Here is a 16,015-nt window from a genome sequence, read left to right on the forward strand (position 1 = left end):
CAACGGGTACTAAGCTCTCAAAGGTTTGCAGGGGAGCGATACTCGCTATGCCATCAGGCTTGGTTAGGCGATAGCGAGTGGAACAGCTTATGGTTGCTTATGTTTAGGGCCTTGCTTGTTTTTCATTGGGTCGCCTTGATAGCCCAAGGCTTGCCAATCGAGGCGAGTGCCTTTGTTATGGCAATCATTACAGTTAAGCGCTTGCTCTTTAGGTGACACCATGTGGTTGATCCGCCACCACATTTCAGTGGCAGCAAAGTCATATTCACCACTGTATTTGATGCCTTTTTCCAACATGGTTGGATTGGCTTCCATACCCAGTTTCGCCGCTAAATTCCAATCAAACTCGCTCCAATATCCGCCTTTGCCATAGGTTTTTGGGGTGATAAAGATGTTGAGTTTTTTGTCGTAAATTTGCTTACCAGTATGCACCTTAAATGGATAAATCTTGGCTTTAGCGTCGTTAATGTCGCCCATAGGGTAGGTCAGCTTAGTGACGACTTTCGGGTCCATCTTGTCCCCCGCCATATAAGCGTTAGCCGTGCCGTTGTACCAAGCGTACTGGGGCTTGACCATTTTCTCCCACACAAAGTCACCCTTTTTCTTTTGATAGGTGTGTTTACCATATTGATCTACGGTTTCAGGCTTATCATCCCCTGCGGTTGACCAATCCCAGTGCATCTTGGTGGGTTCATTCTTAGCGAAGAAGGAAATATGGCAGGTTTGGCAAGCCACGGTTGCTGTATGGGTATTGAGCTTTTTGTTGCTATGCGGTGCACTCTCGTGGCAGTTCTCACAACCTATATGGTCAATACCGCCAGGGGATACGCCCATCGCATTACCTGATATTTGATGTTTTTCAGTGGTATGGCAGTTTTGGCATTGGAAGTTATTGCCGTCGCTGTCCATGTGTACATCAGTGGCTTTATCGGGATAGGCCATGGAGGAGTCTAGATCCCCATGTTTGACCGCATCACCACCGCCACCATAGAAGTGGCAGCTACCGCAGTTATCCCGCACGGGTTCACCCACGTTTTGCGCGATCTTCGCCAGATCGAGTTTTGCCATGGGTTCACCTGCACCAGCAGGGTCTTTTACATAGGTGCCTGTAGTGTCGTGGCAGACTAAGCAGTCCACTTTGGTTTTATCTTTAAAATCAAAGTTGCTGTCCTTCCAACCATAACCAGCGTGGCAGCTAGTGCAGCGAGGCTCGTTGCTGGAAATCGACACACAGAAGTTATTGATACTGTTTTTCTTACCGCGTAATACGGTTCTATCGGGGAGCTTTTGTTCTAATTCCCATGTCCAGTGGGAGGTTTTCATCATGTCCGTGGCTTGTTCTTCGTGGCAGGTTAAGCACTGAGTCGTGACCTCAGAACCTGTTGCGAAGGGGCCTTTGAGAACGTCTTTATGGGGATTGGCAGCCTGCGCTTGCAACGCCATACCCGCTAAGGCAATAACAATGAGTTTTTTCATTCTGTACTCCTGCCCTCGGCGATACCGAGGGCTGAATGGCGTCTAGGTTAGAAGTTAATGGTCAGCGAGGCGTTAACATCGAAGGCCTTATCGACTACCGGTAGCATCGAGTAGGCTGAGCCCGCTAGCACCTCATCGATTTTTTGTGGTGCGCCCACAGGTGTGCCGCTACCTGTGTATTCGTAGTCGTAGTAGAGTCCAGCCAGTTTGATAAACATTTTGGGATTGATATCAAAGATGTAATAGGCCTCGCCGACGTGGCCACGGGTGGCTAACTTGCTACCGATTGGGTCATCTTGGGCTTGGGTAAAGGGCGTCCAATATTTAGAACCGTAGTTATATTCCAAGCCAAACTTGCCGTAGGGCGCAGGGATTTGGATACCTACATAGATGCCATAACCATCTTTGGTCTCAGTATCATCGCTGGTTTTCGGCACCATGATGATTTCGGTCCCTGTGCTATTGAGCTCAGCTTCAAACACCGCATCGGATAACATGCCGCCGAACATGCCAGCATTGCCATTTGGCTCTGCGCGTGTCCAACCCAGTGATGCAAACCATTTAATATCGTTAGCTTCTTCCCGCGCAAAGCCAATGCCGCCAAGGTACATATCACCAATGACGCCGCTAGGTTGCACTCGGGTGACAAAGTTAAAGTTGTCAAACTTTTGCATATCCTGGTACATGGTGGGGGCGAAAATTCCCGCCAGTTGGGTCGGGAAGGCCATAGTGCCTTTAAAGCCGTCGTTCACGTCTTTGGCACCAAACAGGGTAAATTGCAGGAAGTTAGTACCGTCGTTGATGGCATCGATATTAAAGCCGCCGAGGTGAGTATCCTTGGTGACGATATCACCAAACATTTCGCCATTACCCCATTGGGATTCAAAGCCTTGGCCATAACAGAAGCGAACCACTTGCCCCTCAACTCCAGTGATTTTCCCTAGGTTGTAGCCTAAGGTTGCACCGTCGAAGTTAAAGTTAACTAAATGGCCCGAAGGTGTGCCGCCACGCAGTTCGTTTTCACGGTAGTGGCTTGGTGGGCCATAGGTGGATGGGCGGCGGCCAATCGAGAGGTAAAACTCGGAGCCGTTGATTTTTTTCCAGTCGAAATAGGCGCGCTCTACCCGCAGCCAGTCACCGCTGGTGTTACCGCTGCTGGTGCCATCCATAGTAAATGAGCGCCAAGAGTCGAACACTTGCACGCCTGTGGAGTCGCCCCAGTTTTTGTACATGCTAAGACGACCGGCAAAGCTGACGTTATCCCATACCTTGGCCTTAAGATTTAACCGCAGGCGAGTGGTGTAAAAGATATCGTTATCAATATCTTGGATATGTTGCTGCGCGAGTACATAGGGCATCACGCCCTGTAACATGCCATTTTGAAAGGCGGCCGCAAGGTCTGGGTTGGCTTGCATCATCTGTCCGAGAGGTGAATTAGGATCGTTTGGCATCCCAAAGGCGCCGGACATGGCCTTGGCGCCAAAGTCATTAAAGTTAACCTTAATGGCGGGGTCCCAAACGACATCGCGGTAATGCAGTGAGTGAGCCTTGGTTCTAAAGTCGCCGGTGATTTCAAGGCGATCTAACGAGGTGTGGCGTTCGGTTTTATCGACACGACTATTGAGTTCATCGAGCTGTTCGGTGATATCGGCAAGCTGTTGTTTCAGCTCTGCCATTTTTTGGGTGTCTGCTTGTGCTTCGTTCGCTGCGGCAAAGGCTTGGCCGGACATAAACAGCGCATTAGCAACCAATATCGAAATGAGTGTACGTGTACGCATAGGGTTTCTCCCTGAGTGTTCCGCTGGCACTGGCTCAAGGCTCTGTGCCAAATTTACCCAACAGGAGGCCCTGAGGTGTGCTCCCCATTTTTCTCTTATTGGGCTTGGATTTTATTTCAATGGGTTAACTTGCAGTTGCAGGCCTGCGGTTATCCCTTTGATTTAGGCTTAGCAGCAATTAACCGCAGGTTTGCGGTTGCTCCGAGTCGGCAGCATGGTCATACAGAAATTGCTGTATATCTTTGAGCTCTTGCTCAGTGAGGCCATTGAATACCTCAGGTTTGAGTTTGTGTTTATCTTTGTCGAAAAAGCGATCCCATTGGCTCATGGTTTTGCTCATTGGGGTTAGCTCGCCACCTTCACCACCTTGGCTATGGCAGGCTTTACATTCTTTTTTATAGAGGTGCTTTCCTTTTTTAGGATTACCCCCTTCGGCGGCATAGGCTTGAAGGCCTAAGCTACTAATCAGCGCGACGGCGATTGCGATCTTAGTTGAAGTTTTCATCATCTCATCCTTTCTTAATTGTCATTCACATGACTTTGTTGGTGGAATGTGGCTATTGCTTCCACCTTGTGAATAAATTTATCAAAGGTGATGGGATGTTTATTTGAGGTATATCACTTCCATTAAAAAAATCTAATTGATAAAAATTTCATTGATAAAAATCTAATTGATTGGTGGTGGAATGATTTGGGTGGGAATTTACATTTTCAAAAACAATGATTTGTTTTTATTGCTAAATTAGCCTGTTGTGTCGCAGCTAGGGTTTTAAGTCGGATAGGGCGGAAAATGAGAGTGATCGAGTTAGCACTTTGTAAAATTTGCGATCGCTAAAGTAGTCGTTCGGAATGATTTAGCTCCATTTTTGCTGTGTGGAGGGGGAGGTTTTTGCCGCTAGGCGTTGAGCACACTCGGTCGATTTTTATATTTTTAAACGCAGTGGCACTCGCACACTGCGTTTTACCCATGACTATAGCGAGGTCGTGCCAAGCACGTTGCTTAAGGTTGCTGGCGTGTTGGCGCTAACACTATCTCACGCACACAGACATTTTGCGGTTGTTGCCAAGCAAATAATGCTGCTGCGGCAACGTTTTCCGGGGCGATCACACCGCCCATTTGTACTTTCCAATCTTGGTAGCCAGCTTTGATAGCATCATCCGTGGTGTGGCTTAATAGTTCTGTCTCGACCGCTCCTGGCGCAATGGTGATTAGGCGTACATCGTCCATTGCGACTTCTTCGCGGATGTTTTCGGTTAAGGCATGCACGGCAAATTTTGTCGCGCAATAAGCCGCATGGTTGGGGAAGGTCTTACGTCCCGCCACTGAGCTGATATTGATAATGGTGCCGGTTTTGCGCGCCTTCATTCCGGCTAAAACCGCATGGATACCATTGAGCACGCCCATCACATTGATATTGAGCATGCGGCTCCATTCGTTGGGATCTTGAGTATCAATTTGCCCAAGCAGCATGACGCCAGCGTTGTTGATAAGGCAACCGACTGGGCCAAACTGTGCTTCCGCTTGGTTAATGGCGGCCTTAATGGCGTCTGCATCGGTTACATCAACGCTGATGGACAAACTGTTTGGTAAAGCAAGAGCTTGCATTGCCTCGACTCGGCGCGCTAACAGTAAGAGTGGGTGTCCTGCAGCGCTAAATTGTTTGGCGATGGCGGCTCCTATGCCCGATGAGGCGCCAGTGATCACAACGAGGGGCTGAGTAGTATTTGTCATTTGTCATTCCTATCTTTATAAGCGTTAAATGGGGTTGATTGATGAATCTCTAACTTGGACGTTAGTATAAGTGGCGGTTTTTGGACTGAAAAATACTTATTTTCACTGAATATGATAGGCTTTACCTATGACAGCATGCTGAGAAGGTAAGGTGACGGCAAATGGTTGATTTACGCCTATTAAGGTTTTTTATCGCAATTTATGAAGAAAACAATATTACCGCGGCGGCAACACGTTGTTATGTCAGCCAGCCCTCGCTCTCTGCTGGGCTTAAACAGTTAGAGGAAGAGCTTGGCGGCGCCTTATTCGAGCGCAGTAAAAAGGGCGTAAAAGCTTTGGATAGTGCCCACTATCTTTATCCACTGGCAGTTAAGTTGGTGGAGGAAGCCAGTAAATTACCCGCTCTATTTATGGCAAAAGCGAGTCGACAAAAGTTGCGCTTAGCCGTGATGCCCGATCTGAGTCAGCGTCGTCTTGCAGGGTTATTAACTCAAATCAATCAGGCGATTAGCCATTTAGATTTAGAGCTGGTGGATTATCAAAGCCCTGCGGATTGCAGGTTAACCTTAGACAGTTTACGCCATGAGGATGAAGTGTTTTTTCCGTTATGGGAGGAGGACTATGTGCTGTGTGTGCCGAGTGAGCATAGGCTTGCGCAGCTCAGCAGTATTCGCCCCGAAGAGTTAAGCCAGTATGACTTTATTGAGTGCCCACCCTGCGAGGCGCATCAGCAAACCATCGGCTTACTCGCCTGCAGCAATTTGTCGCTCAATTTGGTGGCGAAGGCGGAATCTAAGTCTTTAGTGATGTCGCTGGTTCTGGCGGGATTTGGGGTGAGTTTTCTCCCCGATGGATTAATCGAAGACGAGCCTCGGCTTAAACAGATTAAATTCGATGGGCCTAGGATGTTTCGCCGTATTGGCTTGTGTTATCCATCCCATCAAACCGTTGCGCCAACGTTGGCAACATTGCTGCGGCATTTGAGCAAAACCACGGCTTAAGCCGTGGTTTTTAATCATAGGGTTTGGCCAAACAGCTAAACCCCAGTATTCAGCAACTTAATCCTTATTCATTACTCTGTAAGTAAGGTGCTAGCTGAGTTTCAATCCTCTCGATTTCATCTTGGGCATACAACAGCTCGGACTCCGTTAAGCGGGATAGGGCCTGTTGTTGATACAAGAGTTGATCGCTATTCATCCCGTATTTACCAAAGTTGCGCAGTAATATACTCGACCAAATATATGTTTGTACTGGTTTATCAATCGACTCATGGCGGTTGATATCAACGAGGGCTTGCATACCATCTTGGCTGCCCAAGTCGGCAGCTTTACGGTACCAAGTCTCTGCGGTTTGCAGCGCTTCGCGGCTCGGATGCTCACCCTTGCGGTAGATTTCTGCTTGGTTAAGATGGTAATAAGCCTGCTGCTCATCGGGGATAGGATGTTGATGCAGAAAGTTATTACACAGGCTTTGGGCTTCGCGGATCTCTAGGGTGCCCAAGCGCTTACTGAGCTTCTCATATGCGTCTTGATAATCACTGATATGGCTCATGGCTGCCAGTTGGTAATACATTAAGGCTTTAATCGGTTGGCGCGAGACGCCTAAGCCTTCCTCGTAGATTTTACCTAGGCCGAATAGGGCTTCTTCTTGCCACTGGGACGCCAGCGTTTCAAATTCTGTTCTTGCCTGCTGGTAGTCATTATCCGTTTGTGGGTCGAGTAGTTTAAGGTGTGCCAGCGCTAACTTAGCAAAAATATTGCCAGCAGCGCAGGATTTTTCTAACCAATAGCGAGCCTTACCGTAGTCGACGGCAAAATCTTCACCATAGAGGAAACGTTTGCCTAGGTAAAACTGACGAAAATCATTTTCTGCGGCATATTCGCTGAGTAAAGCTTCGGCGCGGACGAGGTCCTTAGGGCCGCCTTGGCCTGAGGCCAGCATATGGCCTAAGTTATCTTTTGCAAGTTCATCACCAGCGGCGACGGCTTTCTCAAAGTATTCCCGCGCTTTGCTATAGTCTGGCGTGACACGTTCATCGTGCCAATACAAGGTGCCTAGGTGGTAATAGGCATCTTGGTTGCCTTGGGCGGCCGCCTTTTCGAACCAATAAATGGCTTGGCTAGCATCGGGATCGAGAAAGGGTTGTCTAAGATACAAATAGGCGAGCTCATATTGAAACTCGACTTGCCCCGCTTCTGCACTGGCTTTGAGCTGTTCTACCTGTTCGCCTAACTGCTCGGGTGTTTGCGCCTCAGAGGCGACCAAGCTAGTCAGGGTGAGCATGGGTAAATATTGCGGATCGATCTCGGCGGCTTTTCGATACCAATCATTAGACGCTTTGATATCGGCCGGAACCTGCGGGAAACGGCCCGAATATAGTTCGGCCATGGCAATGGCTGCCACAGCGAAGCCTTTATCGACGGCCTGCTGAATATAGTCTAGGCCTGAATTGACTTCGCCTTGATTGATTAATGTCAGTCCGTGATTGAGTAACGCTGAGGGTTCTCCTGCGGCAAGTGCTTCGGCTTGAATCTTCTTTTTTTGGTACTTTGCGAAAAAAACAAAGAGTACGATAAAAGCTATAATGATAAGTATCAACAACATAGTATTCCGTCACTATCGATATTTGGGCTGCACAGTAAACGCGTATCCCGAAAAAATTGCAAGTTAACTGTGTTAGATGGGGCGAATGGTATAGGCCATTCGCCTCGGCGGATGCGCTTACTTTTCTTGCAAATGAATTTCTCGCACTGGGCAAGCCATTTCAATTCCCGCCTGTTTGAGGGCGTTATAAATTGCTAGGTTAATCTTATATTTATGCTGGAAGTAGTTTTGAGTTGGCACCCAGTAACGCACACCAACCTCAATACCGATGGCATTAAAACCATTAATACCAATATTTGGCGTAGTGTCCTGACTGACATTGGGGTTTTGGCTCAGCAGCTCAGTGATTAGGCTTATTGCCGCTTCTGGATTGTTGTTATAACTCAGGTTAAATTGGGTTTCGACCAGCTTATTACTGAAGGAGTTATGCAATATCTCGCCGACAATATGCTTGTTGGGAATGCTAATTTGCTCGCCTTCTTCATTGGTTAAAATCGTCATCCCTAAATTAATCCGTGTGACGACACCACTTTCACCTTTGATTTCGATGGTATTTCCGACTACAAAAGGCCGAGTCACAATAATAGTTACCCCTGCGGCATAGTTCGACAGCATGCCCTGTAGGGCCAAACCCGCGCCGAGGGAGGCTGCACCAATCGCTGCTACCATTGGAGTGACGCTAATGCCTATCTTGCCTAGGGCAATAATGGCCACCATGACAATGATCAGGATGCGGATCAGGTTGCTGACAAAGTTACTGAGGGTGATGTCGATTTGGTGCTTTTCGCACTGCTTGGCCACTAAGCGCGAGACTTTGCTAGCCACCCATAGACCCAATAAAAAGACCAGCGCCGCGCCGATTAACTGGAAACTATAATTAACTAAAAATTCGGTAATAAGTTGGTAAACGCCCTGCAGCTGCTGCAATTCTTGATCAAGTCCTGGTGTTATCATTATGATATCCTTGCAATTAATTTTACCGCCCTAGTATAACGTACAATTGTGTTGAAAGGCGTATTTGTCATGCATTGTGAAGCGTATCATGTAATGGGTCGGATTAAATGAGCGGGTTGCGAGACTCGGGTATGCTATTGCCCGTATTAAAAATGGAGTAAGTGTTTATGAGAAAGCTGTTGTTGTGCCTGTCCTTCCTTTTCACTCCCATGATGGCCTTAGCGGCGAGTTATGTTGCTGGTGATGCGATCAATCCTATTACTTTACAGGATCAAAATGAGCAAGTGGTCAGTGTGACCAATGAAACCAAAGTGCTACTCTTTAGCCGCAGTATGAAAGGCGGCGATATTATTAAAGAAACGCTTACACCATTGGCGGGAGATAAGTTTCCGTTGCATTTAGTCTATGTGGCGGATATCAGTGGTATGCCATCATTGATTGCTAAGTTTGTCGCTGTGCCGCAAATGCAGGAATTGCCCTTTGCCATTGGCTTGGACCGGGAAGGTGAAATCAGCCGCCTGTTACCCGATACTAAAGATATGGCAACAATGATTTTGCTCAATAACTTTAGTATTCAAGATATTGCCTACTTTGATTCGAGTGAAGCTCTAGGCCAAGCCTTAGCGAAACTAAACGAGTCGCAGCAATAATATTTATGCCGTTAAAGTTGGGGAGGAGGACTCCTCAACTCTATTATTCGTTCTTTAGCTGTATGACTTTGGGTTTGCTAAGATTGGGTTGATCTCTTCAATCGGGCGTTTGGTTTTACTTCCTTTTTCTCCTCGGTTAATCCTTCGCTGTATAAGCTTGGATTGACGTCGCAAAAAATTCATTTTTCCTGACTTAAAAACGTCAACATTCCCTGTTGTGCTCTTATGCATAATTATCTGTTTTAATGATAATTTTTTATCTTCAATTTTGTCTTCAAATTCTGGGGAATAAAAAGTTAGTTATTAAGCATAAAAATTCGTTGCGTTAAGTAAAAAAATAGCGTTTACTGCGCACGTTTTTACGACACATAGTGACTTTTTACCATCTGACCCAAAGGAGACTCTGGCCCAATGAGCCAATTTCAATCTATTGATGTTGCTGACTATTATGATGCCGAAACCTTCAAGCGTATTGAAGAGTTTGCCAAAGATAAAGCGACCCCGTTCGTGGTGATTGATACCAGTATCATTGCGAAACAATACGATGACATGGTTAATAGTTTTCCTTATGCCGATGTTTATTATGCAGTTAAGGCAAACCCTGCGGCTGAGATCCTGACGTTACTCAAAGACAAAGGGTCAAACTTTGATATTGCCTCGATTTATGAGCTAGATATGGTCACTAACGTGGGTGTAACACCTGACCGTGTGAGCTATGGCAACACCATCAAAAAGCGTCAAGATGTGCGTGCGTTTTATGAGCGTGGCGTGCGTATGTATGCATCGGATTCAGAAGCCGACTTACGTATGATCGCCGAAGAAGCGCCAGGTTCACGCATCTATGTGCGTATCCTGACTGAAGGTACAGACACCGCCGATTGGCCACTGTCCCGTAAGTTTGGTTGCCAAAATGAGATGGCTTATGAGCTGTTAGTTCTGGCGAAGGAATTAGGTTTAGAGCCCTTTGGTATTTCATTCCACGTGGGTTCACAGCAGCGTGATATCGGCGCTTGGGATTCGGCGATTGGTAAAGTGAAGAGCATCTTCGACCGTCTGCGAGATGAGCACAACATCGTACTGAAGATGATCAACATGGGTGGCGGTTTCCCTGCAAACTATATCGACAAAACCAATCAACTCGGTGTGTATGCCGAGCAAATCACCCACTTCCTGAAGGAAGATTTTGGTGATGAGTTGCCACAGATAATTCTCGAGCCTGGACGTTCGCTGATCTCAAATGCGGGGGTGCTGGTGTCTGAGGTGGTGTTGATCAGTAAGAAATCCTACACCGCATTAGAGCGTTGGGTATTTACCGATGTGGGTAAGTTCTCTGGTTTAATCGAAACCATGGATGAGGCGATTAAATTCCCAATCTTCACTCACAAACAAGGTGAATTGGATAAATGTGTTATCGCTGGCCCAACCTGCGACAGCGCCGACATTATGTATGAGCACTACAGCTATGGTTTACCCAATGACCTTGCGATTGGAGACCGTATGTACTGGTTAACCGCCGGTGCTTACACCACCACTTATTCTGCGGTGTGCTTTAATGGTTTCCCACCCCTGAAGGATTACTATCTGTAATCTTGACCGCAAGGCAACAAAAAGGGCGCTCAGGTGCCCTTCGTTTTTCCGCGATGAAAAGCTTAGCTGTGGGATTTGAGAATTTGATAGATCTCTTCTTTTAAATGCAGTTTTTTGCTTTTGAGTTCTTTCACCGTGGGATTGAAATCACTACCGACGCGTTTTTCCAGTTGTTTGATTTCCTCATCTAATTGATTGTGCTCGTTGAATTTACGTTGGAAATGAGCATCTTGAGTCTTTAACGTGCTAATCAGATCTCGATATTCTGGAAACATTGGCGTTCTCCTTGTCGTCTTTTATCATGCTTTGGTTTCGTCTTAACCCTAACCCTAGGCACGATGATGAAACGTGATATGGATCAATATTTGTCCTTCTACAGATTAATACTAAAGGGTGATTTCAGCAAACTAGCTATAAATCAATAACCTATATCTTTTATATTGCTGGGTGTGGCGAGTGTGTCTGATCTGGCTCACACTTACATCCACGAAATTGATACAAGCCGACAGAAGCATCACAGATTTGCTATCTTTGTGATCAGGCTGTAATAGATTTGGTAATTACATTACGAATGAACAATTCTTCTTGCCGATAATTCTGTGATCAAGTTAACCTTCACCGCTTCGATACTAGGTTAAAGTCGATTATATAAGAATTTTACTATCAAAAATGAAAGGGGTTTTCATGATGGCTGATGTATTTCATTTAGGTTTGACCAAAGCGATGCTCGATGGCGCAACTTTGGCGATTGTGCCTGGCGACCCAGAGCGCGTAAAACGTATTGCTGAATTAATGGACAATGCCACATTCCTTGCAAGTCACCGCGAGTACACCAGCTACTTAGCGTATGCTGATGGTAAGCCTGTGGTGATTTGCTCTACTGGTATTGGTGGTCCATCGACTTCTATTGCGGTTGAAGAATTAGCACAATTAGGCGTGAATACCTTCCTGCGTGTGGGTACTACGGGTGCGATTCAACCCCATGTGAATGTAGGTGATGTGATTGTGACTCAAGCGTCAGTGCGTTTAGATGGCGCGAGCTTACATTTTGCCCCTATGGAGTTCCCTGCGGTTGCTAACTTCGAATGTACCACAGCTATGGTTGCTGCGTGCCGCGATGCGGGCGTAGAACCTCATATCGGTGTTACCGCATCTTCAGATACCTTCTACCCAGGTCAAGAGCGTTATGACACTGTGACTGGGCGTGTGACCCGTCGTTTCGCTGGCTCAATGAAAGAGTGGCAGGATATGGGCGTGCTGAACTATGAAATGGAATCAGCGACCTTATTCACTATGTGTGCGACTCAAGGTTGGCGTGCGGCGTGTGTGGCAGGTGTTATTGTAAACCGCACTCAGCAAGAAATTCCTGATGAAGCAACAATGAAGAAAACTGAAGTCAGTGCAGTTTCTATTGTCGTGGCTGCTGCTAAGAAGCTACTGGCTTAATTTAGCTAAACACTCCCCTGCAAAGTGAGTGATTTGAATAATAAAAAAGGTGCCTAGGCACCTTTTTTATTGGCTATATCCGCTAAGGCTGACAGTATCACTTAGATTAGAAGTGGTACTGAGCAATCACAGAATAGGTGTCTTGGTCGACCCCTTTTACACCGTATTTATTGGTCCACAGATCGTACTCGATACCGACAAGCAATTTATTTGCCTTATGGTCACCAAATAGGCTCTTACCTAAATCGTATTTAAGCTGAGGGTTAAAGTGGAAGTTTTCTTCATAACCACTGTTGTCCGTTGCAAATACCCAATCGATAAAGCCATCAAGAACTATGTTGGCTGACCCAACTGGAATATCGATTCTGAAGACTGGTGTAAATTGCCAACCATCACTGATATTACCTGAGCTCATCGCATCGCGGCGATAGGTGTTAAAGTTAAGGTAGGTAAAGTAAGGTACGGCAACATCGACCCCTAAGCCATAGAGCAGGCTATGAACAGGGCCTTCACCTTCTTCATAGGTGAGGGCTAATGAAAGATCGGTAATAGGGCCGAAGGCAATCTTTTCGCCGAGGATTTTGCTTGCGCTAAAGCGAGGTGAAATCTCTCCGTAGGTGGTGCTATCCATGCCCGTGTGGTCGCCTTTGAAATAGATAAAATCTTGGAAGGCAAACCAATCACCGTATTTCCATGCACCAGCGGTTTCGAGTGTGACTGTTGTTTGCTTGTCCGAAGGAGCCAAGTCGTAGTCTTCGCCATAAAGGGCGGTTGCACTGAAATCCCACCACTGTACTAAGTCACCAGCAAATGCTTGAGGTGAAAGCATTAATGCTAGACATAGGCATGTCTTTTTCATTGTTATTTCCTATTGTAGGGGTAGACGCAATATAAAGTTGTACTCAGTTCCTGCTCCGAGGGCAGAACCTACAAACGGCTAGGGTGGTGCGGCTTGTATGGGTACTGGCTGAGGGCTAGGTAAAAAGTGCGGGCAATATATGCAAAAATTTACAATTATTCAAAGTTTTTTATCGAATGTTGTTGTGAAAATCACATAATCAAATTGTGGATTTTATGATGTTTAATTTATTGATTTTTAGTGTTTATTTTGTAGTTTAATACATTGATGATGATATTTTAAGCTAACTTTTTGAATTGATTGTGCTTAATTTTAGAACAACTTAAGTCAGCTTTTGGTGCCGAGTAAATTCACTCCCTGATTATCCTCGGTGAATTGTCTTGCCGTGCTTTTTAAATCGGCGTATAAATTTATGACATATTATGTCGCATATCTGTCACTCTGCTGCTATAGTGCTGCACAGGATGCTCTCATTTCAGGGGGGAATATGGAGTTTTCGAATCTGATTTTAGTCTGGTCTATTATCGGGATTATCTTGATGCTAGCCGAACTGGTGATACCTGGTGGTATTGTCGTGCTACTCGGCGCTGCCTGCTTAGTGGTGGCTGGCGCCTTAGGGATTGGCCTAGTGGAAGGTGTGGTGCAGAGCCTGACACTGTGGTTTATTTCTGCCATCGTCTTATTACTCGCCTTTCGGCAAGTCACTCAAAAATTGGTTGGTGGAGACTCCCATGTGGATAACACCGATGAAGAACTTGATATCTACAACCAAACCGCCCGTGTGAAACAAACCATAGGTCCAGGACAAACGACGGGAAGAGTCGAGTTCCAAGGGAGCGAATGGCCCGCATTGGGGGATGGTAGTATCATTGCTGCGGGCTCTGTGGTCAGGATTATATGCCGTGAAAACATTGCCCTAGTGGTTGAGCCTGTTGATCAGGCAACGTCTCAAAACTAAAGGATGAGTCTATGTTTGTGTTTACCTTAGTCATTTTATTTGTCTTGTTTATTCTCTATAAGCTGATGCTGATAGTGCCAATGCGTGAGGTGCATGTCATTGAGCGTTTAGGGAAATTTCGCACGGTGCTACAACCGGGATTCCATTTCTTAATCCCTTTTTTCGATCGCGTCGCATACAAACACGATACCCGTGAGCAAGTGCTCGACGTGCCGCCACAAAGCTGTATCTCAAAGGACAACACTCAGCTTGAAGTGGACGGTTTAGTGTATCTCAAGGTTATGGATGGAAAACTAGCGAGCTACGGTATTGAAAACTATCGTAAAGCTGCCGTGAATCTGGCACAAACCACTATGCGTTCTGAAATCGGTAAGCTGACACTCAGTGAGACCTTTTCCGAGCGTGACCTTAAATGAATCCATAGTGCGCGAGATTGATAAGGCGTCAGAGCCTTGGGGGATCAAAGTCTTACGTTATGAGATCCGTAATATCACCCCATCGCGCCATGTGATCCATACCCTTGAAAAACAAATGGAAGCCGAGCGTCGTAAGCGCGCCGAAATCACCTTAGCCAATGCCGAAAAGGCCGCAATGATCAATATGTCAGAGGGTGAACGCCAAGAGGCGATTAACATTTCTGAAGGCCAAAAACAGAAACGTATCAACGAAGCTAAAGGTACGGGGCAAGAAATTGCCATTATCGCTAAGGCCAAGTCCGAAGGCATGGCGATGATTTCCCAAGCGTTAGCGGTTAATGGCGGTAACGATGCGATGAATATGCTGTTAAAAGAGCAGTTTATTGCTCAGGTCGGTAAGATCCTTAACGATTCGCAAGTGTCGGTTGTCCCCGCGGAAATGGCAAAACTCGAAGGATTCTTCGAAGGAATGGAACAAGTCACCCAAACTGTGGGTGGCCATAATGCAACTAGCAAAGGAGCACGCTAATGGAAATCCCATTGAATACTGATGTTGCGGTAATGGTCATTTGGGGACTGATTTTCGCCATATTTGTGATTAAGCTGTTCCAATCCATCCGCTTAGTTCCGACTAAATCCGCTTACATTGTTGAGCGTTTGGGTAAGTACCACTCGACGCTAGATGCGGGTTTCCACACTTTAATTCCTTTTGTCGATAAAGTGGCTTATATCCATGACTTAAAAGAGGAAACGATCGACGTACCACCACAGGAGTGTTTCTCAAGTGACGAAGTGAATGTGGAGGTCGACGGAGTGATTTATATCTCTGTTACCGATCCTGTGAAGGCAAGCTATGGCATTACCGACTATCGTTATGCAGCGATTCAATTAGCGCAAACCACTACGCGCTCAGTGATCGGGACCTTAGATCTTGACCGCACCTTCGAAGAGAGGGATGTGATTTCGGCTAAGGTAGTGGAAGTGCTCGACCAAGCGGGCGCCATGTGGGGTATTCGCGTACACCGCTATGAGATTAAGAACATCACGCCGCCCGAGACAGTGAAAAATGCCATGGAAATGCAAGTGAATGCCGAGCGTGAGCGCCGTGCATTACTGGCAAAGAGTGAGGGTGATAAGCAGAGTAAGATCAATCGCTCCGAAGGGATTAAAGCTGAAACCGTAAACCGCTCTGAAGGTGAAATGCAGCGCCGTATCAACGAGGCCGAAGGTAAAGCGGAGGAAATTTTAACCCTGTCGCGAGCTACTGCAGAATCGATTGAGCGTTTAGCGGCGGTGATTGCGGCGCCAGGTGGTCATAACGCACTGCGGATGCAGCTCGGTGAGCAGTACTTTAAGCAGCTCGATGGCTTAAGCCAGAAGTCCAGCCGTGTGGTGTTGCCAGGTAATATGGTCGATTTCGATTACTGGATGAATAGCATAGGCTTAAAAGAGAAAGCTTAATGCGCGTAAACCATGTTGCGGCTTAAATATTCATCAGCTTAAGCCCCATAAACCTAAGGCCAAATAGTGATATTTGGCCTTATTTTTTTGTGGT

Annotated in this window: 14 protein-coding genes and 1 pseudogene; 7 read left to right on the plus strand and 8 right to left on the minus strand. The window is 46.4% G+C overall.

All coding sequences use genetic code 11. The annotated features are described in order from the left end of the window. Positions 1–87: 87 nt before the first annotated feature. The 4 genes from ACUZ8J_RS02575 to ACUZ8J_RS02590 form a co-directional block, all read right to left on the minus strand. Positions 88–1,476, minus strand: a complete 1,389-nt coding sequence (locus ACUZ8J_RS02575; RefSeq protein ID WP_446692965.1) for a tetrathionate reductase family octaheme c-type cytochrome — start codon at positions 1,474–1,476, stop codon at positions 88–90. Between the two features lie 47 nt (positions 1,477–1,523). Then, positions 1,524–3,254 (minus strand): DUF3373 domain-containing protein, encoded by a 1,731-nt coding sequence (locus ACUZ8J_RS02580; protein WP_446692966.1) that lies wholly within the window; start codon positions 3,252–3,254, stop codon positions 1,524–1,526. A 178-nt stretch (positions 3,255–3,432) separates the two neighbouring features. Continuing rightward, a complete protein-coding gene (locus ACUZ8J_RS02585) occupies positions 3,433–3,762 on the minus strand; it encodes a c-type cytochrome (RefSeq protein WP_446692967.1) in 330 nt (109 codons plus the stop codon). Between the two features lie 492 nt (positions 3,763–4,254). Further along, positions 4,255–4,986, minus strand: coding sequence for an SDR family oxidoreductase (locus ACUZ8J_RS02590; protein ID WP_023266904.1), 732 nt, complete (start codon positions 4,984–4,986; stop codon positions 4,255–4,257). A gap of 161 nt (positions 4,987–5,147) precedes the next feature. Between ACUZ8J_RS02590 and ACUZ8J_RS02595 the strand changes: the two genes are divergently transcribed. After that, positions 5,148–5,987, plus strand: a complete 840-nt coding sequence (locus tag ACUZ8J_RS02595; protein WP_023266905.1) for a LysR family transcriptional regulator — start codon at positions 5,148–5,150, stop codon at positions 5,985–5,987. Between the two features lie 64 nt (positions 5,988–6,051). On the opposite strand, the gene ACUZ8J_RS02600 is transcribed toward ACUZ8J_RS02595, so the two are convergent. After that, the gene (locus ACUZ8J_RS02600) at positions 6,052–7,590 is read right to left on the minus strand and encodes a tetratricopeptide repeat protein (RefSeq protein WP_446692968.1); all 1,539 of its coding nucleotides are present in this window, start codon (positions 7,588–7,590) and stop codon (positions 6,052–6,054) included. A gap of 117 nt (positions 7,591–7,707) precedes the next feature. Then, positions 7,708–8,544, minus strand: coding sequence for a mechanosensitive ion channel family protein (locus ACUZ8J_RS02605; protein ID WP_446692969.1), 837 nt, complete (start codon positions 8,542–8,544; stop codon positions 7,708–7,710). 167 nt (positions 8,545–8,711) lie between these two features. Here ACUZ8J_RS02605 and ACUZ8J_RS02610 point away from each other — a divergent pair, with 167 nt between their 5' ends. Both ACUZ8J_RS02610 and ACUZ8J_RS02615 read left to right on the plus strand, forming a co-directional pair. Further along, a complete protein-coding gene (locus ACUZ8J_RS02610) occupies positions 8,712–9,194 on the plus strand; it encodes a hypothetical protein (protein ID WP_446692970.1) in 483 nt (160 codons plus the stop codon). A 411-nt stretch (positions 9,195–9,605) separates the two neighbouring features. Further along, positions 9,606–10,781 carry a type III PLP-dependent enzyme gene (locus ACUZ8J_RS02615; protein ID WP_208660275.1) on the plus strand — a complete coding sequence of 392 codons (1,176 nt, stop codon included), beginning with the start codon at positions 9,606–9,608 and terminating at the stop codon, positions 10,779–10,781. 62 nt (positions 10,782–10,843) lie between these two features. Here ACUZ8J_RS02615 and ACUZ8J_RS02620 read toward each other — a convergent pair whose 3' ends face one another. Further along, positions 10,844–11,056 (minus strand): YdcH family protein, encoded by a 213-nt coding sequence (locus tag ACUZ8J_RS02620; RefSeq protein ID WP_023266910.1) that lies wholly within the window; start codon positions 11,054–11,056, stop codon positions 10,844–10,846. 412 nt (positions 11,057–11,468) lie between these two features. Between ACUZ8J_RS02620 and udp the strand changes: the two genes are divergently transcribed. After that, on the plus strand, positions 11,469–12,227 hold the full coding sequence (gene udp, locus ACUZ8J_RS02625) for a uridine phosphorylase (protein WP_011073831.1): 759 nt from the start codon (positions 11,469–11,471) through the stop codon (positions 12,225–12,227). A 106-nt stretch (positions 12,228–12,333) separates the two neighbouring features. On the opposite strand, the gene ACUZ8J_RS02630 is transcribed toward udp, so the two are convergent. Further along, positions 12,334–13,086, minus strand: coding sequence for an outer membrane protein OmpK (locus ACUZ8J_RS02630; protein WP_011624235.1), 753 nt, complete (start codon positions 13,084–13,086; stop codon positions 12,334–12,336). A 487-nt stretch (positions 13,087–13,573) separates the two neighbouring features. On the opposite strand from ACUZ8J_RS02630, the gene ACUZ8J_RS02635 reads away from it, so the two are divergent. The 3 genes and pseudogenes from ACUZ8J_RS02635 to ACUZ8J_RS02645 all read left to right on the plus strand — a co-directional run bounded on the left by ACUZ8J_RS02635 (position 13,574) and on the right by ACUZ8J_RS02645 (position 15,921). Then, a complete protein-coding gene (locus tag ACUZ8J_RS02635) occupies positions 13,574–14,044 on the plus strand; it encodes an NfeD family protein (protein WP_446692971.1) in 471 nt (156 codons plus the stop codon). An 11-nt stretch (positions 14,045–14,055) separates the two neighbouring features. Continuing rightward, positions 14,056–14,989: pseudogene (locus ACUZ8J_RS02640) on the plus strand (SPFH domain-containing protein). Next, positions 14,989–15,921, plus strand: a complete 933-nt coding sequence (locus tag ACUZ8J_RS02645; protein WP_023266914.1) for an SPFH domain-containing protein — start codon at positions 14,989–14,991, stop codon at positions 15,919–15,921. Before ACUZ8J_RS02640 ends, ACUZ8J_RS02645 begins: the two are co-directional and overlap by 1 nt. Positions 15,922–16,015: the final 94 nt, after the last annotated feature.

Source organism: Shewanella sp. Koi 1 (genome assembly GCF_052907445.1).

Excerpts from the sequence above, each read along its gene's own strand:
- ACUZ8J_RS02575 (WP_446692965.1), bottom strand. The coding sequence starts at position 1,476 with ATGAAAAAACTCATTGTTATTGCCTTAGCGGGTATGGCGTTGCAAGCG.
- ACUZ8J_RS02580 (WP_446692966.1), bottom strand. The coding sequence starts at position 3,254 with ATGCGTACACGTACACTCATTTCGATATTGGTTGCTAATGCGCTGTTT.
- ACUZ8J_RS02585 (WP_446692967.1), bottom strand. The coding sequence starts at position 3,762 with ATGATGAAAACTTCAACTAAGATCGCAATCGCCGTCGCGCTGATTAGT.
- ACUZ8J_RS02590 (WP_023266904.1), bottom strand. The coding sequence starts at position 4,986 with ATGACAAATACTACTCAGCCCCTCGTTGTGATCACTGGCGCCTCATCG.
- ACUZ8J_RS02595 (WP_023266905.1), top strand. The coding sequence starts at position 5,148 with ATGGTTGATTTACGCCTATTAAGGTTTTTTATCGCAATTTATGAAGAA.
- ACUZ8J_RS02600 (WP_446692968.1), bottom strand. The coding sequence starts at position 7,590 with ATGTTGTTGATACTTATCATTATAGCTTTTATCGTACTCTTTGTTTTT.
- ACUZ8J_RS02605 (WP_446692969.1), bottom strand. The coding sequence starts at position 8,544 with ATGATAACACCAGGACTTGATCAAGAATTGCAGCAGCTGCAGGGCGTT.
- ACUZ8J_RS02610 (WP_446692970.1), top strand. The coding sequence starts at position 8,712 with ATGAGAAAGCTGTTGTTGTGCCTGTCCTTCCTTTTCACTCCCATGATG.
- ACUZ8J_RS02615 (WP_208660275.1), top strand. The coding sequence starts at position 9,606 with ATGAGCCAATTTCAATCTATTGATGTTGCTGACTATTATGATGCCGAA.
- ACUZ8J_RS02620 (WP_023266910.1), bottom strand. The coding sequence starts at position 11,056 with ATGTTTCCAGAATATCGAGATCTGATTAGCACGTTAAAGACTCAAGAT.
- udp (WP_011073831.1), top strand. The coding sequence starts at position 11,469 with ATGGCTGATGTATTTCATTTAGGTTTGACCAAAGCGATGCTCGATGGC.
- ACUZ8J_RS02630 (WP_011624235.1), bottom strand. The coding sequence starts at position 13,086 with ATGAAAAAGACATGCCTATGTCTAGCATTAATGCTTTCACCTCAAGCA.
- ACUZ8J_RS02635 (WP_446692971.1), top strand. The coding sequence starts at position 13,574 with ATGGAGTTTTCGAATCTGATTTTAGTCTGGTCTATTATCGGGATTATC.
- ACUZ8J_RS02645 (WP_023266914.1), top strand. The coding sequence starts at position 14,989 with ATGGAAATCCCATTGAATACTGATGTTGCGGTAATGGTCATTTGGGGA.